Raw genomic sequence first — 24,501 nt, forward strand, 5'->3', positions numbered from 1 at the left:
TTTCTCCACCTTGCCTCTAAAGCCCCGCAAACCAACACACATTTCTCCCGGCCGCAGCCCCGCAAAAGCGGGGCGGAGAGCCGGGACCAACGAAACCCTCCGGCAAGCGATGAGTCTCCCGTCGGTCCCGGATGGCGCGGCGCGCCTCCGGGAAAAATGAAACGGGGAGTCCTGTTCACTCGAACGCGGCGTCGACCGGCCAGTCTTCGCTTTCTGTCCGCCACAGGATCGAAGCGATTTTCCAGTCGCCGTCGATCTTGAACAGGGTGATGTAATTGACCCCGATCAGGAAGACCTCTCCGGTGACGCCATTGACGCCCTCATAGGCCGAACGGGCATACGCAATCTCGCCCCATTGGTCGATCTCGGTGCGGGTGGCGCGTTCGGTGAAACCGTTCTCGACCAGCCACGGGCCCGAGCGTTCGATATAGTCATCCAGGGTGATCACGCTGCCGGCGCCATTGCCGCCCTCACCGGCGCCCACAGCGCCCATGGCAGCGCCCTCCATGAACATGGCGCGCATGGCGTTGAAATCGCGTTCCTGCCCGACCGGGCCGGAAATCACCGCATAGAGCGCGTCGATGGTGGACTCGATGTCGGCGGTATCGTCCTGCGCTGTGGCAGGTGTGGACATGGCGACGGATGCGGCCAGCGCGGCAATCAGAGTGGTGTTCATGGCTCTCCCCGGCATGATGGCGGGGAAAGTCTCGCCAGTACGGTCGGCAAAGGCAACTTACTGATCGACCATCTGCGTGCAGGTGAAGCCCTGACGCTCAGTCTCGGCGGCGGCGAGGTCGGTGCTGGCGTCGATCACCCGGCGGTAGAGGATGAGGCCCGTTGTGGTCGGTGACCAGGCGCTCTCGTCCGTTCGTTCCGGAATATCGGAGTCAAATGGTCGCGCCAGGCTGATTGAGGTCGACAGGGCGTCGACATCCCGGTCGTTGATGGCCCGGAAATTATTGGTGTTGGCGTCGTAAAAGCTCACCGAAGCGTAATTGCCGTCGGCGGGCCATGTCGCCTCGACACGAATGGGTCCGTCGGCAAGGTCGAAGAGGCAGACCGAGTAGAGAATGTCGGGGCTGGCGCGGACGATGGTCTGGTTTTCGGCGGTGACACGGGGGGCGTGGCGTGCACCGTCATTGTCGCCGCCAAGGCTTTCGATCCGGTCCATTGCGCGTGCCATGATGCGGCCGGGCAGGACATGCAGCGTCACGGCGGCGCCGATCAGCAAGCCAAGCATGTAGGGCAGAAAGGGCAGGCCGCTCCGCTTCATGTGTCGCCCTCGCAGCCGATCCGCTCGATGCGCGGGAAGTCCAGACTGTCGAGACCTTCCAGCACGATCGGGTCAGGGTGATAGAGGCGCAGCGTCAGCGAGAACAGGCCGGCCTGGTCGGTGGCGATGGCGCCCGGACTTGCTTGTCCGACCGGAATGACCACGCGCCCGTCGCCATTGATGTCGACAGAGCTGCTGTTGACTGCATGGCGATCCAGCCCGTTGCGCGGCAGGAAGCTGTCCTCGTCATAGATGGTGATCGACCACCAGCGGGCCGGCGGGATCTCACCGGTGATCTCGTAGGCGCAGCGTTCGCTCAGATTGAGATCGTTACTGTCGCGTGTGGCCGTGAAATAGACGGCTTCCTCGCGGGTCAGGGCCAACAGGCCGCGACGCGCGACCAGTGCACGGGTCAGCGGATTGGCGTCACTTGACCCGATATGCGGATTGGTGATCCACGGACCATTGCTGACGCCGCCGATCTCGATCGGACTGAAGACCAGGGTCGCCGCCAATACGGCACCGCAAGCCGAACCAACCAGAAATGTCAGAACATGCCGCAGGGTCATGCCCGGACCCTAGACGCATTGCCACAGGACGGGAAAGCCAAAATCCGTCAGCTCGCCTTGGCTTGTCGCTGGCTGAGTTCCTGCAGCATGCCCTGGATCTGGCGCAGCTTGGGGCGTCCATCTTCGGCCTGCGCTTCGCTGAGGCCGACCGCCGACTTGAGATGACGCAGGGCGCGCGCCTGGGCGTCGGCCGAGCAATTTCCGATCGGCAGGGCGCCGCCCGTGGCCAGGCGCAACAGGCCGGTCGCCTTGTCCAGCGCTGGCCGGTCGCCGGCCTCGACCATGTTCAGGATCTTGCTGTCATCGACGATCTTCATGCCGAGCGCGTCGAAATTGGCCGCCAGCTCCAGCTTGTCGCGCTCCGGATATTTGCCCTTGAGGATTTTCGCCTGCTGGGCGGTCAGCTTGGCCAGTCGTTCCAGCGGCTTCGCATCGCCGCGGACATACCAGGCATCCGCGTTCGGCGATCCCAGGGTCGAGCGGATATAACCGGCCAGTTTTTGCTTGTTGGCTTCGCCGACCAGATTTTCCTCCAGCGCAATGAGCCGGTCCAGATCCTCGTCGGCACCGCGTGAGTGACGCAGCAGCTCGTCGATGATTTCCGGCTGCAACAGGCGGGCCGAACGGGAGGCGAACGCCTTGATCAGGGCGTCGGCCGGCAGCGTGCTGTCGGCGCAGATGACCAGGCGGCTGGCCAGATCCCGCGCCAGGCGCACCTCGTCGCGCACGCTGGTCGGGCGCAGGCGTTTGGGGCGTTCCAGGTCCTTGAGGATATTGGCTGCAATGGCCGCCCGGCAGGCGGGGAGTGCCCTGCCCTTGATCTTTTTCGCGAGGCGTTTGGCGGCGCTGGGAGCGAGATTGAGTGCGTCTGCGGAATGGTCGCCATCAAACAGGCAGGCCAGGCGTTCCAGCGTTTCGCCGAGATCCTTGCATTTGCCCAGCAGGGCTTCGCGACCGGCATCAAAGGCGATCACTTCGGCGATATAGTGATCGACCTCGTCGAGCGCGAAATTCCGCGCGTCTTCGGCCTCGGGCAGGCTGTCGCCCATGTCGAGCAGGGCTTCCAGCTTGTCGCCGTATTTTTTCTCATGGCGCAGCCGGTCGGCCATGGCGGCGCGCAGCGAATAGGCGCGGCGGTCCCGCTTGTGAATCTCACCCGCGATATCGGCAAAGTTCGCCTTCTTGGGATATTCCGGCAACCGGTTGTCGCGACCGTCCTTGTAGATGCGGGCCAGTGATTTCTGGACCAGCTCATTGAGCTGTTTGACATAGCCATGCACGCCGGCATCGCTGTCGCTGGCCGAGGCGATGGCGACTTTCTGGACGGCGTGTTGCAGTTCGGTGCCCGACGCTTCGAGATTCTCCACCAGGTCCGGCCGGTGCAGGAGTTCCATCGGGATGGCCTGGACCCGTTCCAGCCAGTTGGTGAGCACCCGGCGGATCGTGTCGCGGGCATGCGGTTTGGACAGGTCATCCGGTGTCAGGCACGGCAAGCGTGCCTCGCCGGTCTTTTCCTTCTCCACGCCCATGGTCTCGGCGCCGCCCTCGAAAATCGGCACCGAGCGGAATTTGCGGTGTTCCTTGTCGAAGGTTTCCTTGGTCACGCGGACCGAGGCGTCCTTTTGCTTGGCGATCAGCGAATGGGCCAGCCGAATGGCCTGGTCGCGATCATCGCGCGCCTCGCTGAGCGTCCAGCCCGACTTGCGGTTTTTCTTGAAGAAAACTTCGTAATGGATATCGCCGGGCATGCACCAACTCCCCTGGAGCCTTATTGATGGCACAAAGAGGCTTAAAACCGAGTGAACCATGCTCCTGATTCATCAAGGGAGCTTGGCGTGTCGACCCGGCCGCGGCTATGGTTCCGGCACGCGGATCAATTCCGACCGGATTTGTCCGGGTCAACGCGCGGAGATGGCATGGCGACGATTGCACTCGTGGATGATGATGAAAACATCATCACATCGGTTTCGATCTTTCTCGAAGGGGAAGGATATCATGTGCGGACCTATAATGACGGGGCCTCTGCGCTGACCGCCCTGACCGAGGATCCGCCGGACCTTGGCATCTTCGATATCAAGATGCCGCGCATGGACGGTCTGGAACTGCTGCGTCGCTTGCGCCAGTCCTCCAACCTGCCGGTCATTTTCCTGACCTCGAAAGATGACGAGTTCGACGAGGCACTCGGTCTCAATCTCGGCGCCGACGATTATATCGCCAAACCCTTCTCCCAGCGCCTGCTGGGTGAACGGGTCAAGGCCGTTCTGCGCCGTGCCCGCCTGTCCGGCGATCCGGTCGGCACGATCGGCCTGGAGCCGGGCGACAGCAAACCGCTCGAGCGCGGCAGCCTGCTGCTAGATCCGAACCGTCACGCCTGTTCCTGGAAGGGCGAGCCGGTGCGTCTGACGGTGACCGAATTCCTGATCCTGCAGGCCCTGGCGACCCGGCCCGGCTATGTGAAGAGCCGGGACAATTTGATGGATGCCGCCTACGATGATCAGGTCTATGTCGATGACCGGACGATCGACAGCCACATAAAGCGTATCCGCAAGAAGTTCCGCGAAGGCGACAAGAGTTTCGACGCGATCGAGACGCTGTACGGCGTGGGTTACCGCTATAAAGAAGACTGAGACGAGCTCTGTGACGTCGGGATTGCGGCGGGCCGGCGCGCTGCTCCGCAGCCTCGCGCCGCGCCCGTCTTCGCGTCTGGCCCAGCTGATCCTGATGGCGAATTTCGTCGCCCTCGGCGTGCTTGTTGTCGGCATGCTGGCGCTGACCGAGACCCGTCGCGGCCTGGTCAATGCCAAGCTGGATTCGCTGCGGGCGCAGGGCGAGTTGATTGCCAATGTTCTGGCCGAGGGCGCTTCCGACGGAGCGCCGGCACCGGCGCTGCGAAACGAGGATGCCCGCGCCATCCTGCGCCAGCTCTATGTGCCCGAGGAATCGCGGGTCATCGTGTTCGACAAGGGCGCCTCCATCGTTGCCGACAGCCATTTGCTGGCCGATGTGTTCGAGACCACCCTGCTGCCGCCGCCGGGCGCCCAGCGGGCGCCGATCACCGACAGCGCCCGCTCCCTGCCGGTGCAGTTGCTCGATGCCCTCGCCAATCTCCTGCGCTCGTCGGAAGAGCGCGAAGCGATGGGCCGGAACCTGCGTGATGAAGTCCGCCAGGTCATCAATGGCGAGACCGTGAGCGGGGTCCGGCGTGAGGCGGACGGACGGCGCGTTGTTTCGGTCTCGTTGCCGATCCAGCCGGTCCGGGCGGTGGTCGGCGTGGTGACGATCGAGAGTTATGATCTCGATACGCTGATCGAGGCCGAACGGCGCGCGCTGCTGCCTTTCATGATCATTGCGGCACTGGTGACGGCGATGTCCTCATTGGCCCTGACCGTCTTCATTGCGCGGCCGATCCGGCGCCTGGCGCGAGCCGCGCGCGAAGCGCGCCGGGCCGGCGGACGGCGCGTGACAATGCCTGACCTGCGCAGCCGCAATGATGAGATCGGCGAGCTGGGCGTCGCCCTCTCGGACATGACCGAGGCGCTCTATGACCGGCTTGATGCGATCGAGAGCTTTGCCGCCGATGTCGCCCACGAGCTGAAAAACCCGCTGACCTCGATCCGGTCCGCCGTCGAGGTTCTGCCCAAGGCGAAAGATGCGGAGCGGCGCGACCGGTTGCTGGCTGTGATCAGTGCCGATGTCGGGCGTCTGGACCGTTTGATCACCGATATCTCCCGCGCCTCCCGGGTCGATGCCGAACTGGCGCGCGAGGATGTCAGCCGCTTTGACCTTGCCGATCTGCTGGCCGATCTCGCGACCTCCTACAATGAAGCGGGTGACAAGCCGGCGATGATCCGGCTCGACCGTCAGCTCCGCTCGGCCTTCGTCATCGGACGTGGCGATCCGCTGGGGCAAGTCTTCCGCAATCTGCTCGACAATGCTTTGACCTTCTCGCCGGAAGGCGGCGAGATCGTGATTTCCCTGCGGCGCGGCCAATTGGATGGCCGTTCCAGCCTGAAAATCCATGTTGATGACCAGGGCGCGGGCATTCCCGACGACAATCTGGAAGCCGTGTTCGAACGTTTTTACACCGAGCGGCCGAAGGGTGCCGCCTTTGGCACCCATTCCGGTCTCGGGCTGGCGATCTCGCGTCAGATCGTCAAGGCGCACGGTGGCACCATCTTGGCACGTAATCGTCGCAACCAGGCCGGCGATGTGGTCGGCGCCCGCTTCACCGTCGAGCTTCCGGCCGCCGATGCGGACTGACAAATTGACCGCCGCATTGCAAAAAGACGCTTCCCCCTCAACTCAAGCCGCGTTTAGATGATCACATGATCGGAGTCGTCGTCGTCAGTCATGGCCGTTTGGCCGATGAATTTGTCGCTGCCACGGAACATGTGGTGGGTCCGATGGATGCGTTGCTGGCTGTCTGCATTGGCCCGGACGACGACATGGAAAAGCGCCGTGATGATATCAAACAGGCGATCGAGGACGCGGATCGCGGCGAAGGCGTTTTGATCCTGACCGACATGTTCGGGGGCACGCCGTCCAATCTCGCCATCTCCCTGCTTGAGCCCGGCAAGGTCGAGGTGATCGCAGGTGTGAACCTGCCGATGTTGATCAAGCTGGCCGAAGCGCGCTCGCGGGCCGACCTGGACAGCTTGTCGCGCATGGGCGAAGACGCCGGCAAGCGCTATATCGCGATTGCCTCCAATGTCCTTGAAGGCGCCGGCAAGTGACGAAAGTCGCGCGCAAGGTCACCATTTGCAATGCGCGTGGCCTGCATGCCCGGGCGGCGGCAAAATTTGTCGAGTTGGCCCAGGGCTTTGACGCGACGATCCACGTCTCGCGCGATGGCGAGACGGTGAATGCCGACTCGATCATGGAATTGCTGATGCTGGCTGCCGCCAAGGGTTCCGTTATCGGGATTGAATCCGAAGGGCCCGACGCGGAACGCGCTGCTGACAGTCTGACCGAGCTGGTTGAAGCCCGTTTCCACGAAGACGAATAGGCCGATACTCGCGGACACAGCGCACAGAAAAAAGCCCGCCGGCCTGGCGGGCTTTTCTCGTCGTGGCGGCTATTCGGCCGGCGTGCGGTCCAGGTCGATTTCCGGCGCCCCGGGCGCATAGTCATTGCGTCCTTCCGATGTCATCATCGGGTCCTCGGCCAAATCCATCAGTGGATCATCGACGATTGTGGCGCTGTCGTCGCTGGCGGCAGCAGACGGCGGCGGCGTGACAGTGTCGGCCTCTTCGGACCCACTCGGGGAAAGCCCGGCGGCCTCATCATCGCTGATGGACTCGTCGGCCGCGTCGGTTCTGGCAGCCTCGGCCTCGTCATTGCCCGGCATGGGCGGCGGCGGTGCGACCGGCATGGTGCGTTCATCATCGAGATCGGCCGCTGCCAGCGGCGCGGATTCGTCGGCCTCGCTGGCGGCTTCCGACGGCGTCGTTTCAGCAGCCGTCAGGGCTGCGGCCGCGGCAACATCATCGAGGCTCGGCAGGTCATCATCCAGCTCGACTTCGGTGCTAACGTCAGCGTCGTCTTCCGGATCACCGCCGACTTCGTTGTCGACCGCCGCGACGATTGCTGTCTCTTCGGGCGTGTCCGGTGTGTCGGCAGGCGAGCCGGTTATGGCGTTGTTCTCACTTGTCTCGACGGTCTCGCTTGTCTCACCCGCCTCACTTGCCGCAACGGTCCCACTTGCCGCAACGGTCTCGCTTGCCTCAACCGCCTCGCTTGTCTCAACGGCCTCAACTGTTCCGCTTGTCTCAACGGCCTCACTTGTCGCAACCGTCTCGCTCGTCTCGACGGCCTCGCTTGCTGCGACGGTGTCGGACACGTCGGTTTCAACAATCGCCGGGGTTGGTTCGTCTGCGGCTTCCGGCGATTCGATCTCTGCACTTGCGGCGTCGGCAGCCGCTTCGGTTTCGCCGGCGTCTTCCGGGATGGCAGCTTCGGCGCTGTCGCTGTCCATGGCGTCATCATTGGCGGCGACCGGGGCGGCCGGCAGGAGGTCGTCCTGGGCCGGGGCTTCGGCTTCGCCGGACGCATTGGCCGCGGCGTCATCCTCCGCCGGTGCGGCGGTGCTGTCGTTCGCGGAACGGGTGTCTGGCGCGTCGGTGTCGGTCTCCCCGGTCTCCCCGATCTCCGTGATTTCCGCCGTCTCGGAATCGGCTTCTGCGACGTCCGCCTCGTCGCCATGAGCAGCGGTTGTCGCTGCAGCAATGGCCGCCGATGCGGTGACGCCGGCGGCATCGTTTCCGCCAGAGGGACGCACGCCCTCATGCGGCGGATTGCGCAAGGCGTGTTCTGCCAAACGTGCGACGCGGGCGTTGAAGCGACCGCCATCGCGGATACGATTGACCAACCCGCCCAGCATGAAGAGGCCGAGGCTGCCCCCGATTACGGCCAGCGTGGCCAAGGCAGATCCCAGTATCGTCCCGGTGGCGAGCGCAAGCAGGGCCAGGGCCGGAATATAGATCAACCGCCAGGAACGACCGGCGAAGGCGAGCAGCGCGACCAGCCCGCCGGCAAGGGCGAGGCCCCATTCGGTGAGCTGGGCCATCGGCACAAAGCCGAGCGAGGCGATGGTATCGAGCAGGCCGGTCGGCAGCGCCGCTTCCAGACGCCAGCCGGACAGGCCCGGCAGCAGGGCCTGCATCTCGGCGAAGACGTCAAAGGCCGGGACGGAGGCCATCAGCCCGCCATTGACCTCGGTCAGGAAGCCATGGATGGCCGGCCAGACGGCAGCAATGCCGACCAGGGCCAAGGCGAGGACGGACAGCCACCAATTGAAGCCACGGGTCACGCCGGAGCGGGCCAGCAAGCCGGTCGCGTCGGGGGCGGCCCGCATCCATGTGCCGCGGGTGTGATTAACGATGGCGGTCGGTCGCGAGCGGCGGTTCGGTCCGGCCTGGACCCGTAGCACGCTGGCCGTATCGCCCGGCGCCAAGGCATTCGAGCGCTCCAGCAAGCGAACGTCATGGCTCATGCCATCGGTGTCCGTGACGCGTCCGGTACCGTCATCGGAGGCGGAAACTTCACCTGATACCGTATAGAAATCGATCCGGCGGGCCCCGAAGGACTGGCCTGCATGCGCGGTCGGTAACAAAGACATGGCTTGACGCACCTCTAACAACAAAATGCCTGTCCGATTGTCCCAAATCGGCAGGCCCCTCACCCATTTCCCGTCAACTCTACAAGTTTGATGCCGGAAATAGAACGGGCTTCCGACATTCTTTAAGAAATGTTCAACATCCGTTCCGCCAGGGCGCGCTGAATGGATGCTTCCGCCGGGGCAGGCGAGCCGCTAGCTTGCCGCCATGCGAAGCCTTGTCATTTGCCTCTGCCTTGTCCTGACCGCCTGCGGCGGAATTCCCACGCTGGACCTGCCGGGCGTGCCGCGTCCCGGACGCGGGCCGTTCATTCCGCGCGATGAATTGCCGGTACCGCCCAATGTCGAGCGGATGATGGGGCCGGAGGATTGTCGCGGTTCGACGCTGGCGGCGGTTTCGGCAAGTGTCCCCGATTATCCGGCACGGGCTTGGGACCGCGGTCGTCAGGGCTGGGTCGTGGTCCGGTTTCACGTCTATTCCGACGGCAGTGTGCACCGCGCACGCGTGCACCGCGCCGTGCCCGACGGGCCGTTCAACCGGGCGACCGAGCGGGCCGTCTCGAACTGGCAGTTTGCGCCGCTTGACGGTGTCGACATCCTCGAGAACTGCGTCGTGATGTTCGAATTCCGGGCCGGCGAAGTCCATATCCGCTGAGCGCGGCGCAACTATCCACATCCCGTTACAGTGAGGCCTTGCTGCGGCTCCGGCCCGACCGGCGCGGGCGGCCTGGCGCATCAACAAGGCGATCCCGTCGGTCTGCGGTCTCCCAGCTTCCGAATTTTCCCCGGTTCGGTGCGGCAGGGTATATAACTTATTAGGAATTTTACCGGGCCGGGCATCGCCCGCGAGTCCGTGCCCCGGTATCATGGTGATTCGTGAGGGCCGCAAGTGATGGGGGCGGGTCCGCACCCAGGGCGACATTGATGACCGGACAGACATTTCAGATCGTGACTCTCATCGTCACCGTCGGCGCCGTGGCCTTCGCGCTCGCCGTGGGTATCTGGGCCTTCCGCCTGACCTCCGGTGCGCGCGGCGCCCAGCTCATCTGGCGCCGCCGGCTGGCGGAACTCGAAGACAAGATTGCCCGCGCCGACAGCGTGTTCGGGGCCCATCCCGGCCTGGTCCTGGTCTGGGATCAGCCGCCGTTTGACGAGAGCGATGCCAGCTGGGGCGCACCGCGCATTTTCGGATCCTCGGTCGCGCTGGCCTCATTGCTGCGTTTTGCCGAGGCCAGTGACGGCCCCAACCCTGCCGGTATCCTGATGGAAGGCCTGGCGGATTATGAAGCGCGCTCGGCGGGGGGCGAGGAAACCACCCTGCGTCGCCGTTTTCTCGATCTCAGCCAGAAGGGACAGCCCTTCTCGCTGACCATTCTCGGTCCGAGCGGCCGCTTCCTGGAAGTTGATGGCCGTGCGGCCGGAACCCAGCTGGTGGTCTGGCTGTCCGATGCGACGATCCGCGGACTCGAGGAATCCGGTGCACGGGGCCGGATCGAGGAGGCGCGTCGCCTGGTCTCCAAGGACCCGCTTGCCTTCCTCGACATGCTCGGCCGCGCTCCGGTTCCGGCCTGGCGGATGAATGCCAGCGGTCGGATCGAATGGGCCAACCAAGCCTATGTGAAGGCCGTCGAAGGCGACAGTGTCGACGTCATGCTCGACAAGCAGACCCTGCTCGACCCCGGAATGACAGAACTGGCCTCGCGCGCGACCGCGGCTGGCGAGCCGGTGGAGGAGATGCGGGTCGTCGTGATCGACGGTGCCCGACGCGGTCTCAAATTCCTCGTCTTCCCGGTCTCGGGCGGCGCTGCCGGCTTTGCGCTGGATGTCACCGATGGCGAGGAAGCCAAGGCGGCACTGGCGCGCTTTCGCCGCGCCCATGATGACACGCTCAACCATATGGCCGAGGCCGTCGTTGTCTTTGACCGTTCCAAGCGTCTGAACTTCCACAACAAGGCCTTCTCCAACCTGTTCAAGCTGGATGATGCCTGGCTCAATGATCGCCCCGGCCACGCGCAATTCCTCGACCGGATGCGGGAAAAGCGTTTGCTGCCCGAACAGGCCGATTTCGGTGCCTGGAAAGCCGAGGAACTGGCGCGCTATGACGCGCCGCCGAACGAGGAAACGCCGGACGAGCTGTGGCCGCTGCCCGATGGCCGCACGCTGCGCATCGCCCGCCAGCGTCACCCGCTGGGCGGGCTCATGCTTATCTTCGAGGACAAGACCGACGAGCTGGCCCTGCGCGCCCGCTACAACACGCTGATCAATGTCCAACGGGCCACGCTCGACAAGCTGCACGAAGCGGTCGCCGTGTTTGGCGCCAATGGCCGTCTCCAGCTCAACAATTCCGCTTTCGAGGACTTGTGGGGATTTGAAGCCGACGAGCTCGACGGGCAGCCGGACTTCGACGCGGTCTCCGAGACCTGCGCCGCGTTGTTCACGGATGATCGTGTGTGGACCGATATCAAGGCCCGCGTCACCGATCCGAGCCCGCAGGCGCGCAAACAGGTCACTGGCGAGATGCGGCGCTCGGACGGCCGCGTCCTGACCTATCTCACACGCCCGCTGCCCGATGGTGCGACCTTGATCTGCTGGGATGATGTCACCGACAGTCGCCGTATCGAGGAAGCGCTGCGCGAGCGGGCCGAGGCGCTGGAGACCTCCGAGCGCATCAAGACCGAATTCGTCGAGCATGTGAGCTATCAACTGCGTACGCCGCTGACCACGATTGGCGGTTATGCCGACATGCTGGCCCAGGGTTTTGCCGGTGAACTGTCCGACCGTCAGAAGGAGCCTATGTCGGCGATCCAGTCGGCTGCGGCGCATCTCGCCAAGCTGATCGACGATATTCTCGATGTCGCCGCGATTGATGCCGGCCAGCTCGAACTCGAGCTTGGTGATGTTGATCTCGGCGATGTTGCCCGCGAGGCGGCGGAACTTGTCGCAGCCCGTGCCGACCATCATGCGATCAAGCTGGATGTCGATGTCGAAGACGGACTCGGCCTGCTGCGGGCCGACCGCAATCGTCTCAAGCAGGTGTCGATGAATCTGCTCTCCAACGCCATCCGCCATGTCGCCACCGGCGGCGCGGTGACGATCGGCGCCCGCCGCAATGGCGAGGATGTGACGCTGTGGGTCAAGGATGATGGCGAGGGCATCGCGCCGGAGAAACAGGCCAGCGTGTTCGACCGCTTCTCGCGTGGCGAGCGCGGCGGTGCCGGGCTTGGTCTGTCATTGGTCAAGGAGATCGCCGAGCTGCATGGCGGCTGGGTCGAGCTTCAGTCCGAACCCAAGCAGGGCACGCTGGTGTCCTGCCACCTGCCGATCGAGCCGCGCAGCGCCGCCGTGCCACCGGAACTGGATTTCGCCAGCCGCCCGGCAACGCGCCTGGCCGGTGACCGGGCCCGCGTCGAATAGGCGTTTCAACCTGTCGTGAAATCGTGCGTCCTGCCGGACACGTCCAGGTTCAGCCCTGGTTTTGCGGCATCCGGACGATCAGGCCGTCGAGTTCGTCGGTGACCTTGATCTGGCAGGACAGGCGCGAGGTCTCCTGGACCTCCTCGGCAAAGTCGAGCATCGAGTCTTCCATCGCCTCGCGCGCGCCGGTCTTCTCGGCCCAGGCCGGGTCGACATAGACATGGCAGGTGGCGCAGGCACAGGCGCCACCGCAATCGGCGTCGATGCCGGGGACCAGATTGCGCACGGCGCCTTCCATCACGGTCAGCCCGGTGGCGACCTCAAGGCTGTGTTCGGTTCCATTGTGCTCAATATAAGTGATCTTCGGCATGCCAGTCTCCGTTGGGTCCCTTGCACATGAACAGCGTTCACGGGGGAGTCAAGATTCAGCCTCACCGCTTGCCGATGCCGACGGGCTTCGCTAAGCGCAGTCCATGGGGAATTCGAACTCTGTTTCCTTGCCTGATCTGGCAGCGACACAAGCCTTGGCGCTCCGCCTTGCGCGCGTGCTCCGGGCTGGTGATACCGTCTTCCTGACCGGTGATCTCGGTGCCGGCAAGACCACTTTCGCACGCACCATCATCCAGACCCTGTGCGGCGTCGATGACGCGCCCAGCCCGACCTATACCCTGATCCAGACCTATGACTGGTCCGGCGGCGAGCTGTGGCATGCGGATCTTTACCGGATCGAGGACGCCAGCGAGCTCGACGAGCTGGGCCTTGATGACGCGTTCGGCGATGCGATCATGCTGGTCGAGTGGCCGGACCGGTTATTCGGCCAAGCGCCGGATGACCGGCTGGAGCTGGATCTGGAAATGCTCGGGGATAGCGCCGGCGATTCCATGGACAGGCCGCGCCGGGCGGGCTTAACAGGGTTCGGGGAGTGGGAGACACGCCTTGACGATATCTGATCGGGACGCGGCCATCGCCGCCTTTCTCAACCAAGCCGGATGGGGGGATGCGAAACACCGTCCTTTGCCCGGCGATGCCTCGACGCGGCGCTATATCCGTCTTGAACGCGGCGAGGCGCGGGCCATGCTGATGGATGCGCCGGCCGCTGCGGAAGCGCCGGCCTGCCCGCCTGATGCCGATCCGGAAGAACGCCGCGCGCTCGGCTATAACGCCGTGGCCCGCCTCGCCGGCGCCAATCTGGTGGCCTTTGCCGGGCTGGCCGATGCCTTGTGCGAGCGTGGTTTCTCGGCGCCGCGCATTCTCGCCAGCGATATCGAGGCCGGCTTCCTGCTGCTGGAAGACCTCGGCGATGACCTGTTCGCGCGCTTGCTGCCAGGTGATCTGCACGAGGGCACACTCTACGCCAAGGCGGTTGATGTTCTGGCGGCGATCTATCGCTCCAGCCTGCCAGCGGCGGTCGAGCGTGACGGCCAGTCCTGGCCGCTGCTGGCCTATGACGACACCGCCCTGATGGCCGAGGCAGACCTGTTCCTGGACTGGTTCCTGGACAAGCATGCAGGCGCGACGCCTGGCGCGTCCGCGCGCGCCGACTGGCAGGCCATCTGGAGCCGGGCTTTCGAGCGTTTGCACCATTGCGCGCCAGGCTTGGTCCTGCGCGATTTTCACGCTGAAAACCTGATCTACCTGCCGGACCGCGAGGCTGAGGGCGAGATTGGCCTGCTTGATTTCCAGGACGCGGTGATCGGCCATCCGGCCTATGACCTTGTCTCGCTGATCGAGGATGCGCGGCGCAATGTTGAACGCAAGCTGGCGGTGCCGCTGAAAGCGCGCTTTGTCGCCCAGGCCGGGATTGATGATGTGGCGGGATTTGACGCGGCCTATGCCGTGCTCGGGGCCCAGCGCAATGCCAAGATCCTGGGCATTTTCGTGCGCTTGGCGGTGCGTGACGGCAAGCAGCGCTATCTTGATCTTTTGCCGCGCGTGGCCCGCCATTTCGTCGCCGACCTGCAGCACCCGGCCCTGATGCCGCTGCACATGTGGATCAAGTCGAACGCGCCCCAGGTCTTCGCGGAAGCTCACAAATGATCGCGATCCGAAAAGCCATGGCGCTGGCCGCCGGACTGGGCACGCGCATGCGGCCGATCACCAATGAACGCCCCAAGGCTTTGGTCGAGGTGGGAGGCAAGACCCTGCTCGACTGGGCGCTCGATCGGTTTGCCGCCGGCGGTGTCGAGCACTGCGTCGTCAATGTCCACCATTTCGCCGACATGATGGAGGCGCATCTCGACGCCCGCACCGGCGCGCCCCGGATCACGGTTTCCGACGAGCGTGGTGAGGTGCTGGAAACCGGTGGCGGCGTGGTCAAGGCCCTGCCCGAACTGGGCAGCGACCCGGTTTTCATCGCCAATATCGATGCGATCTGGGAAGAAGAGGGTGCCGCCTCACTGGACGGTTTGCGGGCCGCCTGGGATGGCGCGCGCATGGACGCCTTGCTGCTCCTGGCGCCCATGGACGCGACGCTGGGTTTTGACGGGCCGGGCGATGCCTTTCTCGACCCTGGCGGACAGGTCCGGTTTCGCGGCGAGGCTGACCGGGCGCCCTATGCCTATGCCGGTGTCCAGATCCTGCATCCGCGGGCGCTCGCCGGGCGCAGCGTCAGCCGTTTCTCGATGATGGAGGTGTGGCGTGAGCTGGCTGCTAAGGGTCGGCTGCACGGCGCCACACTGCCGGCCTTCTGGATGCATGTTGGTGATCCTGGCGCCCTGGCCGAGGCTGAAGCGCGACTGGCCCGGCCGACACGGTGAGCATGCGCCTGTTCGATACGTCCGGGCCCAGCCTCTTCACCATCCCGCCACAGGCGGATTTCCTGCGCGCCATCGCGTCAACGCTACGCGAGGAATTCGATGTCGCCGCCAATCCGGACGCCCTGACGCGCCTGCTCATCCTGACCCCGACGCGGCGGGCCGCGAAGGCGCTGGGGGATGTCTTTGCCGATCTGGCTGGCAATGGTGTCGCGCTGCTGCCCCTGATCCGTCCGATCGGGGATGTTGATGTCGATGATCCGCCGTTTGAGCCGGGCGAGCTGGCCGGTCTGGCGGCTCCGGCCATCTCGCCGGAGCGTCGACGCTATGAGCTGGCCCGTCTCATCCTCGCCAAGGAGGCGGCGCTGGGGCGTCCGATCGGTGTCGGCGGGGCGTTGTCGCTGGCCGATGCGCTCGCGGCCCTGCTCGATGATCTGGCGACGGAGGATGTCAGCGACTTGTCGGCCCTGCAGGAGGCGGTGACCAGCTATTTGCCGGCCGACCGGCGCGAAGCGGTTGAGTTTCTCGACATCGTGCAACGAATCTGGCCGGCCCGCCTGGACGAACTCGGCCTGACCGATGCCGCCCGGCGCCGCTCGCTGGTCCTGCATGAGCTGGTGGCGCGCTGGAGCCGGCAGGCCCCGGACCATCCGGTTCTGGCAGTCGGTTCGACCGGCTCGATCCCGGCGGCCCGTGATTTGATGTCGGTGATCGCCAGCCTGCCGCAGGGTGCGGTCGTGCTGCCCGGTTTCGACTGGGATGCCGATGAGACCGGCTGGGCCTCGATCGCTGATGATCATCCGCAATGGGCGATGAAAACCTTCCTGCGCGATGTCGGTGTCGAGCGCAGTGCTGTGCGGGCCTGGCCTGGCGCGGCCGAGACCGCACCGGCGGCCCGGCGTCGCCGTATCATCGCGGAAGCGCTGCGGCCGGCTGACACGACGGACGAATGGCTCAGCCGGATCACCACGCTGGAAGCGCAATATGGCGCCGACTTCTTTACCGCCGGCCTGGACGGGTTGAGCCTGATCGAAACGCCGGACGAAATCAGCGAGGCACGGGTCTGTGCCCTCTTGTTGCGCGAAGTCTTGGAGCATCCCGACGAGACCGCCATCCTGGTCACGCCGGACCGGATGCTGGCGCGGCGGGTGTCGGCGGAAATGGTGCGGTTCGGCGTGCGTCTGGATGATAGTGGTGGCGCCGCCCTGGCCGAGACGCCGGCGGGCGCCTTCCTCACCCGCCTGCTCGACGCGGCGACCGATTGCGGCAGCGTCATCGCCCTGACCGCATTGTGGGGTTCACCCCTGTTCCGGGCAGGCCACAGGCGCGGCCAGGCCCATACCGTGCTGGCCAAGTTCGAGGCGGAAGCCCTGCGCGGCGCGCGGCCCGGTCAGGACCTCGCCGCGATACGGGCCCGGCTCGACGGCAAGCATGTCAAATTGTTCGATGACGACCGGGCCATGATCAACGCCATTCTCGACCGTCTGGATACGGCCTTTGCCGGCTTGCTGGGTGAGGAACGGCGCCCGGCCGCCGTCTGGGCGAGAGCGCATGCCGAGGCCGCCGAGGCCTTGGCCGAAGACGGGACAGGAAGGGGTGCCGACGCGTTGTGGGGCGGTGAAGGCGGCGAAGCGGCGGCCGGCCTGGTGCGCTCGCTGCTGGAGGAAAGCGAAAGCCTGCCGGAGATGCGACTCGTCGATTATGCGGCGGCGTTCGGCGAAATGTGCCGCTCCCGCCGGGTGGCGCCGCGCCTGGGTGTGCATCCCCGCCTGCAAGTGCTTGGTCCCTTGGAAGCGCGCCTGATCACCGCCGACCGGGTTGTCCTGGCAGGCCTCAATGAAGGGGTCTGGCCACCCGGTCCCGGTGCCGACCCCTGGCTGTCGGCGGGAATGCGGCGCTCGGTCGGCCTTGGCGCCCCGGAACGGCGCTACGGCCTGGCGGCGCATGATTTTGCACAATTGGCGGCGGCGCCGCGCGTGGTCATGACGCGGTCAGAAAAGTCGGAAGGCGCGCCCACGGTCGCCTCGCGCTGGCTGTGGCGTCTCAAGACGCTGGCGCGCGGCGCTCTGGGGGATGCGGCAGAGACCGCGCTGCAGCCAGCCCGCGACTATGCCGCCTTGGCGCGGGCGCTGGATGATCCGGGCCGACCGCCGCAATCGGCTCCGCGCCCGGCACCGCGTCCGCCGGTCGCGGTGCGGCCCCGCAAGATGTCGATCACCGAGATCAGCACCTGGGTCCGTGACCCCTATGCCATCTATGCCCGCCATGTCCTTGGTCTGCGCCGCCTCGATCCGGCCGACATGCCGCCGGGTCCGCGGGAGCGGGGTTCGGCTTTGCACGACGCGCTCGAGGCCGTGGTGCCCGGCTGGGGTGAGACAGTGCCGGATGATGCCGTGGCACAACTCCTCGCCCATGCCGAAACACAGCTCGCCGCCACCGGGTTCGGGCCGGAAGAGATGGTGCTGGAACGGGCCCGTTTCGAGCGCGCGGCGCGGTGGCTGATCGCGTGGGAGACGGGGCGCCGGGGGCGCGGCATATGCCTCGACAAGGTCGAGATTTCCGGCGCCATGTCGTTTGACGGGCCGGCGGGTAGCTGGACGCTGACCGGCCGTTCCGACCGGTTCGACCGCCACCCGGATGGACGCCTGGACATTATCGACTACAAGACCGGGCGCAGCGCTTCGCCCAAATCGATCGTCGCCGGCTTTGACCCGCAATTGCCGCTGACCGCCGCCATGGCCCAGGCCGGTGTCTTCCCCGAACTGGCGGCGGGTGATCCGGCGGGCCTCTTCTATGTCTCGCTGTCGGGCAATGCCGGTGGCGGCAAGGAGGAAAGAATTGATGGCGGCCGCCAGCCCGATGCGGCGGAATTCGTCCGCAATGCGGTCGCCGACCTGACCCGCTGGATCGCCCGTTTCGATGACGAAACGATGGCCTATGAGAGCCAGATCCGGGTTCAGTACATGAATGATTACGGGGATTTCGACCATCTCGCCCGGCGCGGCGAATGGGCCTCCGCCGCCGGCGAGACGTCGGGGGAAGAGACATGAGCGAAGCCCGGTTCGATCCCGAGATCAAACAGGCCGCCACGGCCGCGCAGCAGCGCGCGGCACGACCGGAGGCGAGCGTTTTCGTTGAGGCCAATGCCGGTTCCGGCAAGACGCGGGTCTTGGTCGATCGGGTGATCAATCTCCTGCTCGCCGGCCACAAGCCGGAAACGATTCTCTGCGTCACTTATACCAAGGCCGCCGCCGCGGAGATGAAGGAGCGTCTGTTCAAGCGGCTCGGCGATTGGTCGGTCACCGCCGACGCGGCGCTTGCCGAAGAACTGGAAAAACTGCTCGGCCGCGAGCTCAAGCCGGGTGAGGCCAATACGGCCCGCAAACTCTTTGCCCAGGCGCTGGAAACGCCGGGCGGGCTGAAGATCCAGACCATCCATGCCTTCTGCGAAAACCTGCTGCGCCGCTTCCCGCTGGAAGCCGGTGCCCCGCCCGGCTTTGAAACGCTGGACGATGCCGCCGCCCGCCGCGCCCTGCAGGCGGCCCGCCGCCGCGTGCTCGCCTCGCTGACGCCGGACGAGGTCAACACGCTGATCGAAACCGGCGGGCCCGAGGCGATTGACACCATCCTGCGCTGGGCCCGTGCCAACCGGCATGACATCGCCACCGAGATCCAGCGGGCGGGCGGCGTCGATGCGCTCAGCGACCAGCTCTGGCCGGTACTCGACCTGCCAGCCGGTGCTGATCCGGATGCCTTGAAAGCGGACGCAGTCGCTGACCTGCCCCGCGCCGGGCTTGAGGCGGCCGCCCATGCCATGTGCCATGAGGGCAAACCGACCGACGCCAAACGCGGCGAAATCCTGCGCCAGGCCCTGGCCGCGGCCGACCCCGACCTGGCTTTCGATACGGTTCTGGCCTTCTTCTTCACCGAGAAGGGGCGCGGCAAGCGGGTTGCCAAGCTGGCCACCAAGGATATCGCCGACGCCCTGCCGCACGTGATCGCCTTGCTGGAGTCCGAGGCTGAGCGGTTCGAGGCGGTGCGCGGCATGATCGGGCGGGCCGCGCTGGCCCGGGCCAGCGCGGTCGCGCTGCGGGTCACGGACAGTTTTGTCCGGGCCTATGACGCCGAGCTTGAACAGGCGCGGGCGCTTGATTTTGACGATCTTGTCCGACTTGCCGGCCTGTTGCTGGCGCCGGAGAATCCGTTCTCGGGTTGGGTCGGCTACAAGCTCGACGGCATGCTCGCCCACGCGCTGATCGACGAGGCCCAAGACACGGCGCCGCGGCAATGGGACATGATCCGCGGCCTGACGACAGAATTCTTTGCCGGTGAAGGGGCGAGCGAACTGGACCGGACCCTGTTCGTGGTCGGCGACGAGAAACAGTCGATCTATTCCTTCCAGGGCGCCGAACCGGCTCGTTTCCTGGCCGAAGGCGATCACCTCGCGGCGTCGGCAGCTGCGGTGGAGCTGCCCTTCGAGCGACCGGGCCTGGACGTGTCCTTTCGGTCGGCGCCGGAAATTCTCGCTGCCGTTGATCAAGCCTTTGCCGCGAAAATTCCGGCCCCGGAGGTGAAATTCCTGGCGGGGGCTAGCGCCCTGCCTTTCGCGCGCTATCAGGGCCACCGAGCGGCCCGTTCCGGCACGCCGGGCTGTGTCGAGATATGGCCTGCAGTGCCAAAGCCGGAAAAGCTCGAGGAAAGCTCGATTTTCGATCCGGTCGATCAGCGCGCCCGTGGCAGCTCCCGCGACGTGCTGGCGCAAGCCGTGGCGGGCGAGATCGCCGACATGATCGCGCGCGGCGATGCGGTGTGGGAGGAAAGGGGCGGAAAATTCCGCCAGCGTCCGGTGCGACCGGCCGACATCGCGATCCTGGTTTGGCGCCGCACCGGCGGCTTCTTCGAGGAAGTCATCCGTCAGCTCAAGGTCAAGGGCGTGCCGGTGGCCGGCGCTGACCGCATGGTGCTGCGCGATCAGACGGCGGTGAAGGATTTGCTGGCGCTTGGCCGGTTTGCAATGACATCGGGCGATGATCTGGCCCTGGCGGAAGTGCTGCGCTCGCCCCTGTTCGATCCGGTGGATCCGGATTTGCCGGGCATTGACGAGCAGGCGCTTTACGACCTCGCGCGCACGCGGACCGACATCAAGCGTCGCGGGACATTGTGGAACGCGCTTTATACCAGCGAGGACCCGCGCTTCGCCGATGCCCGTATCGCGCTGACCGCCGTGCGCGACCAGGCCGACAAGACCCGGCTCTATGATCTTTTCACCGGATTTCTCAATGATCGCACGCCAACCGGTGAGACCCGCTGGGCACGGATCTATGCCCGCCTCGGCGAAGAGGCACGCGACCCGCTGCAGGAATTCCTCGAACGGGCCTTGCAGCATGAGCGCGATGAAGGCGGGGCATTGGCCAGTTTCATCGCCCGGGTCGAGGGTGAGGACACCCAGATCAAACGCGAGATGAGCGCCGACCGTGACGAAGTCCAGGTGATGACGGTGCATGCGTCCAAGGGGCTGGAACGGCCGGTGATCATCCTGCCGGACACCACGCGCAGCCCGGTCACAGGCAAGACCGATCCGGTCTTTGCCCATCCCGAATGCGGCTTGCTGTGGTCACCACGCAAGGCCGAGGATCCCGATGTCGTGGCGCGTCTGCGAGAGACGGCCACCAACAAGCAGCTCGCAGAGCATGGGCGCCTGCTCTATGTCGCCCTGACGCGGGCGCGGGACCGCCTGATCGTGTGCGGTTGGCGCCAGGGTCATGGTGATCTCGGCCAGATTTCCGAAGACAGCTGGTATCAACAATTGTCCGATGCCTGGACGGGCGAAGCCTGGGCCGAGATCGACACGCCGGTGAATCTGGTTGTCGATGGCTGCGCGCCGGGCCTGCGCTTCGGGCCCGCCCCGACCGCGCTTGGCACTGCCGATCTTGCGCGCACTGGTGTGTCGGACATCCCGACTTGGGCGATTGCCCCAGCGGCGGCAGAAGGGGGCATGATCCGCAGCGCTGCGCCGTCGAGCCTGCTGGCCGATGACGAGCACGAGCCTGCCGTCCGGTCGCCCCTGGCTGACCCGGGCGGACACCGGTTCCGGCGCGGCGATGTGATCCACAAACTGCTGCAGACCCTGCCCGATCTGCCGCCGGATCGGCGCCAGGCGGCGGCGCAGCGTTTCTTGTCGGTCCGGGCGGATATTGCCGAGGCGGATCGGGCGCAGATCATCACCGAAACCCTGGGCATTCTTGACCATCCCGATTTCGCACCGCTGTTCGGACCGGGCAGCCGGGCCGAGGTCGCCCTCGTCGGTCACGCGCCGGGCCTGCCGGATCGCACCATCATCCGGGGCCAGGTCGATCGGCTGGTGGTCACCGATAACGAGGTCCTGATCATCGACTACAAGACCAACCGTCCGCCACCCAGCGAGGTTGCTGCAGTGGCGAAAGTATATCTCGGCCAAATGGCGACCTACCGCGCCCTGCTGCGGGCGGTTCATCCCGGAAAATCCGTGCGTTGCGCCCTTCTGTGGACCGATGCGGCGCGATTGATGCCGCTTCCGGACGCGGTTCTTGACGACATCTTCGACGCGGGAGCGGCTTGACGGGAGGGCCGGCCCTCCTTACCTCACGCGCCATCAGTTGAGTCCGCCCCCGCGGATTCGCCCCAACAAAGGAGTGTCCCATGGCGACCAAAGCGGTCAGCGATGAATCCTTCGAGAGTGACGTGATCAATGCCAGCGGCCCGGTCCTTGTGGACTTCTGGGCTGAGTGGTGCGGTCCGTGCAAACAAATCTCCCCGGCGCTCGAGGAGATTGCCGAAGAAATGTCTGGCGCGCTGACAGTCGCCAAGGTCAATATCGACGATCACCCGATGACGCCGGGCAAGTACGGCGTGCGTGGTATCCCGACCCTGATGATCTTCAAGGACGGTCAGGTCGTCTCGACCAAGATCGGTGCCATGGCCAAGGGCAAGATTTCCGAGTGGGTTCAGGAAACGCTGTAAGCGTCCTGACGATCACGCGACATTGAAAGGCGGGCGTCCCGGTGGGAGGCCCGCTTTTTCTTTGCGGCCAAACGTTTGTGTGGTGGTGTCAGCCCGGCGTGATGTGCGGCGGTTCATCACCGAGCGCCAGCGCTTCGCCGACCAGGTAGAGCGAACCGCTGATCAGGATGCGCGGCGAGGGGCGTTCCTTGATCGCATTCTTCATCGCCGGCAGCAGGCCTGTCGCAGTCGTTGCTTCAAGACCGGCCCGATTGCTGGCTGCGGCGACCTCGGCAGCGGATTGTGATCCGCCGCGTCCGGATTTGAACTCGACCGCGATCAGGCGGCGGGCAAGGCCGGCGAACTGGCTGCACCAGGCCTCAACATCTTTTCCGGGTGTGAAGCCGGCTATGATGACAAGCGGCCGGTCCTCGCGTTCGTCCATGTCGGCGAGCGCGTGGGAGAGGGCCTTCGCGGCGGCTTCATTGTGGCCACTGTCGAGCCAGAGTTCGGAGTCCGCCTTGCGGGCAATATCGCCGATCGGACCGGTTGAGACCCGTTGCAGGCGACCCGGCCAGCGGGCATCGCCAATGCCTTTGGCGACGGCCTCTTCGGGCCATTGCAGCATCGCCGCGCAAGCAGCGGCGGCGCCGGCATTGAGGATCTGGTGCGGTCCGAGCAGGCCGGGCGCTGGCAGGTCCCAGACCTGGCTGTCGTTTTCGAACACCAGCCGACCGTGCTGCATATAGGCGTTGTAATCGCGACCCCAGACATAGGTCGGGGCGCCGATTTTCTGGGCTTCATCGAGAATGGCCGCTTCGGCGATATCGCACTGGTTGGCGACCACGGCAGGGACGCCGAATTTGCAGATACCGGCCTTTGTGCGGGCGATGCCGGCCAGTTCCTCGCCGAGAAATTCCTGGTGGTCGAGGCTGACCGGCGTGATCACGGTCAGGGCCGGTTTGGCGATCACATTGGTCGCGTCCAGCCGGCCACCCATGCCGACTTCGAGGATCAAGCGGTCAGCCGGATGCTCGGAGAAGAGCAGGAAGGCGGCGGCGGTGGTGATCTCGAAAAAGGTGATCGGCTCACCGAAATTGGCCGCTTCGCAGCGGGCGAAAGCCTCGATCAGGGTGCGATCATCGACCGGTTTTGAATCGAGCAGGATGCGTTCGTTGAAATTGACCAGATGCGGCGAGGTGTAGATATGCACCCGTTCGCCCTTGGCCCGCGCCATTTCGGCGAGGAAGGCGCAGGTCGAGCCTTTGCCGTTGGTACCGGCGACATGGATGGTTGGTGGCAATTGCTCCTGCGGCGAGCCAAGCGCCGCCAGGAGCCGTTGCAGACGGCCCAGGGAGAGGTCAATTTTCCGGGGATGCAGGCGCGCGAGGCGCGCCAGCGCGTCGTCGAGGGCTTGTCGACGCGTGCTAATGGCTCCCCCCGTCGGTCACCACGTGATCGGGCGGCGGGGGCGTCAATGCGGCAGGAATGGAGGTGCCCGGCTTTTTCATCATGACCCTCAGCATGCGGGCCAGTGTAGCGGGAATGTCGGCGCGATGCACGACTTTGTCGACCATGCCCTTTTCCAGCAGGTATTCGGCCCGCTGAAAGCCTTCCGGCAGCTTTTCCCGGATGGTCTGCTCGATCACGCGCGGACCGGCAAAACCGATCAGGGCGCCCGGCTCGGCAATATGGACATCACCCAGCATGGCGTAGGAGGCAGTGACGCCGCCGGTCGTCGGGTCGGTCAAGACGACGATATAGGGCAGGCCGGCTTCGCGCAGCATTTCCACGGCCAGCGTGGTGCGCGGCATCTGCATCAGCGACAGGGCGCCTTCCTGCATGCGGGCGCCGCCTGCAGCGGTGAACACGATCAGCGGTGCCTTTTGGGCCAGAGCCGTCTCGGCCGCCTTGATGAAGCTCTCGCCGGCCGCCATGCCGAGCGAGCCACCCATGAAGGCGAAATTCTGGACCAGGACGACAGCGTCCAGGCCGCCGATCGAACCGGTGGCGATCGCCATCGCGTCGTCGCGGCCGGTCTTCTTGCGGGCAGCGGCGAGTTTCGTCGTATAGGGTTTGTCGTCGCGGAATTTGAGCGGGTCCTTGACCACTTCCGGCGTGTCGATTTCGGTGTAATCGCCGTCGAAGGTGAACTGGAAACGGTAGGCCGGTGCGATGCGCATGTGATGACCCGCCGGGGTCACGAACAGGCCGGCTTCCAGGTCCTTGTGGAAGACCATTTCCTCGGAAATCGGGCATTTGACCCAGAGATTGTCCGGCGTGTCGCGTTTGGAAAAAATCTTCGACATGCCCGGCGGCGTGATCTTCGACAGCCAGCTCATTCCGTTCGACTTCTCGGTCATTGCGTCTTCCGTACCCTTTGCGGCCCGACGGCCTATC

The 24,501-nt window shown here is 65.3% G+C and carries 20 protein-coding genes; 12 read left to right on the forward strand and 8 right to left on the reverse strand.

Features of this window, described 5'->3' with window-relative positions; genetic code table 11:
* Window positions 1-175 precede the first annotated feature (175 nt).
* The 4 genes from C7435_RS11185 to C7435_RS11200 are packed head-to-tail and all read right to left on the reverse strand — an operon-like array spanning window position 176 to window position 3,590.
* Window positions 176-676 carry a hypothetical protein gene (locus tag C7435_RS11185; RefSeq protein ID WP_121211569.1) on the reverse strand — a complete coding sequence of 167 codons (501 nt, stop codon included), beginning with the start codon at window positions 674-676 and terminating at the stop codon, window positions 176-178.
* Between the two features lie 57 nt (window positions 677-733).
* Window positions 734-1,273, reverse strand: coding sequence for a DUF1254 domain-containing protein (locus C7435_RS11190; protein ID WP_121211571.1), 540 nt, complete (start codon window positions 1,271-1,273; stop codon window positions 734-736).
* Window positions 1,270-1,842: a DUF1214 domain-containing protein gene (locus tag C7435_RS11195; RefSeq protein ID WP_121211573.1), complete on the reverse strand. Its 573-nt coding sequence runs from the start codon at window positions 1,840-1,842 to the stop codon at window positions 1,270-1,272. Before C7435_RS11195 ends, C7435_RS11190 begins: the two co-directional genes overlap by 4 nt.
* Before the next feature lie 47 nt (window positions 1,843-1,889).
* Complete coding sequence (locus C7435_RS11200; RefSeq protein ID WP_075191470.1) at window positions 1,890-3,590, reverse strand: hypothetical protein; 1,701 nt, start codon at window positions 3,588-3,590, stop codon at window positions 1,890-1,892.
* Between the two features lie 168 nt (window positions 3,591-3,758).
* Here C7435_RS11200 and C7435_RS11205 point away from each other — a divergent pair, with 168 nt between their 5' ends.
* The 4 genes from C7435_RS11205 (at window position 3,759) to C7435_RS11220 (ending at window position 6,847) form a co-directional block, all read left to right on the forward strand.
* Window positions 3,759-4,469, forward strand: a complete 711-nt coding sequence (locus C7435_RS11205; RefSeq protein WP_075191469.1) for a response regulator transcription factor — start codon at window positions 3,759-3,761, stop codon at window positions 4,467-4,469.
* A 10-nt stretch (window positions 4,470-4,479) separates the two neighbouring features.
* Window positions 4,480-6,102: a sensor histidine kinase gene (locus C7435_RS11210; protein WP_121211575.1), complete on the forward strand. Its 1,623-nt coding sequence runs from the start codon at window positions 4,480-4,482 to the stop codon at window positions 6,100-6,102.
* A gap of 65 nt (window positions 6,103-6,167) precedes the next feature.
* Window positions 6,168-6,575 (forward strand): PTS sugar transporter subunit IIA, encoded by a 408-nt coding sequence (locus C7435_RS11215; RefSeq protein WP_075191467.1) that lies wholly within the window; start codon window positions 6,168-6,170, stop codon window positions 6,573-6,575.
* Window positions 6,572-6,847 carry an HPr family phosphocarrier protein gene (locus tag C7435_RS11220; RefSeq protein WP_075191466.1) on the forward strand — a complete coding sequence of 92 codons (276 nt, stop codon included), beginning with the start codon at window positions 6,572-6,574 and terminating at the stop codon, window positions 6,845-6,847. The genes C7435_RS11215 and C7435_RS11220 overlap by 4 nt, the downstream gene beginning before the upstream one ends.
* Before the next feature lie 69 nt (window positions 6,848-6,916).
* Here C7435_RS11220 and C7435_RS11225 read toward each other — a convergent pair whose 3' ends face one another.
* On the reverse strand, window positions 6,917-8,959 hold the full coding sequence (locus C7435_RS11225; protein ID WP_121211577.1) for a hypothetical protein: 2,043 nt from the start codon (window positions 8,957-8,959) through the stop codon (window positions 6,917-6,919).
* Window positions 8,960-9,164: 205 nt separating this feature from the next.
* Between C7435_RS11225 and C7435_RS11230 the strand changes: the two genes are divergently transcribed.
* Window positions 9,165-9,611, forward strand: coding sequence for an energy transducer TonB (locus C7435_RS11230; protein WP_121211578.1), 447 nt, complete (start codon window positions 9,165-9,167; stop codon window positions 9,609-9,611).
* A gap of 269 nt (window positions 9,612-9,880) precedes the next feature.
* Window positions 9,881-12,370: a sensor histidine kinase gene (locus C7435_RS11235; RefSeq protein ID WP_121211580.1), complete on the forward strand. Its 2,490-nt coding sequence runs from the start codon at window positions 9,881-9,883 to the stop codon at window positions 12,368-12,370.
* A gap of 49 nt (window positions 12,371-12,419) precedes the next feature.
* Here C7435_RS11235 and C7435_RS11240 read toward each other — a convergent pair whose 3' ends face one another.
* Complete coding sequence (locus C7435_RS11240) at window positions 12,420-12,740, reverse strand: 2Fe-2S iron-sulfur cluster-binding protein (protein WP_075191460.1); 321 nt, start codon at window positions 12,738-12,740, stop codon at window positions 12,420-12,422.
* A gap of 103 nt (window positions 12,741-12,843) precedes the next feature.
* Between C7435_RS11240 and tsaE the strand changes: the two genes are divergently transcribed.
* From tsaE to trxA, 6 genes are all read left to right on the forward strand, one after another.
* Window positions 12,844-13,320: a tRNA (adenosine(37)-N6)-threonylcarbamoyltransferase complex ATPase subunit type 1 TsaE gene (gene tsaE / locus C7435_RS11245; RefSeq protein WP_075191459.1), complete on the forward strand. Its 477-nt coding sequence runs from the start codon at window positions 12,844-12,846 to the stop codon at window positions 13,318-13,320.
* A complete protein-coding gene (locus C7435_RS11250) occupies window positions 13,307-14,407 on the forward strand; it encodes an aminoglycoside phosphotransferase family protein (protein WP_233350758.1) in 1,101 nt (366 codons plus the stop codon). Before tsaE ends, C7435_RS11250 begins: the two co-directional genes overlap by 14 nt.
* The gene (locus C7435_RS11255; protein WP_121211582.1) at window positions 14,404-15,126 is read left to right on the forward strand and encodes a nucleotidyltransferase family protein; all 723 of its coding nucleotides are present in this window, start codon (window positions 14,404-14,406) and stop codon (window positions 15,124-15,126) included. Before C7435_RS11250 ends, C7435_RS11255 begins: the two co-directional genes overlap by 4 nt.
* Window positions 15,127-15,128: 2 nt before the next feature.
* Window positions 15,129-18,173: a double-strand break repair protein AddB gene (addB, locus tag C7435_RS11260; RefSeq protein WP_121211584.1), complete on the forward strand. Its 3,045-nt coding sequence runs from the start codon at window positions 15,129-15,131 to the stop codon at window positions 18,171-18,173.
* The gene (gene addA, locus C7435_RS11265) at window positions 18,170-21,721 is read left to right on the forward strand and encodes a double-strand break repair helicase AddA (protein WP_121211586.1); all 3,552 of its coding nucleotides are present in this window, start codon (window positions 18,170-18,172) and stop codon (window positions 21,719-21,721) included. The genes addB and addA overlap by 4 nt, the downstream gene beginning before the upstream one ends.
* Before the next feature lie 80 nt (window positions 21,722-21,801).
* Window positions 21,802-22,122: a thioredoxin TrxA gene (gene trxA / locus C7435_RS11270; protein ID WP_075191454.1), complete on the forward strand. Its 321-nt coding sequence runs from the start codon at window positions 21,802-21,804 to the stop codon at window positions 22,120-22,122.
* An 88-nt stretch (window positions 22,123-22,210) separates the two neighbouring features.
* On the opposite strand, the gene C7435_RS11275 is transcribed toward trxA, so the two are convergent.
* Entirely contained in the window at window positions 22,211-23,533 is a 1,323-nt protein-coding gene (locus C7435_RS11275; protein WP_170150465.1) for a bifunctional folylpolyglutamate synthase/dihydrofolate synthase, read from the reverse strand.
* The gene (gene accD / locus C7435_RS11280; protein WP_170150466.1) at window positions 23,529-24,443 is read right to left on the reverse strand and encodes an acetyl-CoA carboxylase, carboxyltransferase subunit beta; all 915 of its coding nucleotides are present in this window, start codon (window positions 24,441-24,443) and stop codon (window positions 23,529-23,531) included. The genes C7435_RS11275 and accD overlap by 5 nt, the downstream gene beginning before the upstream one ends.
* Between the last annotated feature and the right edge of the window lie 58 nt (window positions 24,444-24,501).

The organism is Maricaulis maris (assembly GCF_003634045.1).
Classification (GTDB): Bacteria; Pseudomonadota; Alphaproteobacteria; order Caulobacterales; family Maricaulaceae; genus Maricaulis; species Maricaulis maris.

Excerpts from the sequence above, each read along its gene's own strand:
- C7435_RS11240 (WP_075191460.1), bottom strand. The coding sequence starts at position 12,740 with ATGCCGAAGATCACTTATATTGAGCACAATGGAACCGAACACAGCCTT.
- accD (WP_170150466.1), bottom strand. The coding sequence starts at position 24,443 with ATGAGCTGGCTGTCGAAGATCACGCCGCCGGGCATGTCGAAGATTTTT.
- C7435_RS11185 (WP_121211569.1), bottom strand. The coding sequence starts at position 676 with ATGAACACCACTCTGATTGCCGCGCTGGCCGCATCCGTCGCCATGTCC.
- C7435_RS11205 (WP_075191469.1), top strand. The coding sequence starts at position 3,759 with ATGGCGACGATTGCACTCGTGGATGATGATGAAAACATCATCACATCG.
- C7435_RS11235 (WP_121211580.1), top strand. The coding sequence starts at position 9,881 with ATGACCGGACAGACATTTCAGATCGTGACTCTCATCGTCACCGTCGGC.
- trxA (WP_075191454.1), top strand. The coding sequence starts at position 21,802 with ATGGCGACCAAAGCGGTCAGCGATGAATCCTTCGAGAGTGACGTGATC.
- tsaE (WP_075191459.1), top strand. The coding sequence starts at position 12,844 with ATGGGGAATTCGAACTCTGTTTCCTTGCCTGATCTGGCAGCGACACAA.
- addA (WP_121211586.1), top strand. The coding sequence starts at position 18,170 with ATGAGCGAAGCCCGGTTCGATCCCGAGATCAAACAGGCCGCCACGGCC.
- C7435_RS11255 (WP_121211582.1), top strand. The coding sequence starts at position 14,404 with ATGATCGCGATCCGAAAAGCCATGGCGCTGGCCGCCGGACTGGGCACG.
- C7435_RS11200 (WP_075191470.1), bottom strand. The coding sequence starts at position 3,590 with ATGCCCGGCGATATCCATTACGAAGTTTTCTTCAAGAAAAACCGCAAG.
- C7435_RS11215 (WP_075191467.1), top strand. The coding sequence starts at position 6,168 with ATGATCGGAGTCGTCGTCGTCAGTCATGGCCGTTTGGCCGATGAATTT.
- C7435_RS11225 (WP_121211577.1), bottom strand. The coding sequence starts at position 8,959 with ATGTCTTTGTTACCGACCGCGCATGCAGGCCAGTCCTTCGGGGCCCGC.
- addB (WP_121211584.1), top strand. The coding sequence starts at position 15,129 with ATGCGCCTGTTCGATACGTCCGGGCCCAGCCTCTTCACCATCCCGCCA.
- C7435_RS11190 (WP_121211571.1), bottom strand. The coding sequence starts at position 1,273 with ATGAAGCGGAGCGGCCTGCCCTTTCTGCCCTACATGCTTGGCTTGCTG.
- C7435_RS11195 (WP_121211573.1), bottom strand. The coding sequence starts at position 1,842 with ATGACCCTGCGGCATGTTCTGACATTTCTGGTTGGTTCGGCTTGCGGT.
- C7435_RS11230 (WP_121211578.1), top strand. The coding sequence starts at position 9,165 with ATGCGAAGCCTTGTCATTTGCCTCTGCCTTGTCCTGACCGCCTGCGGC.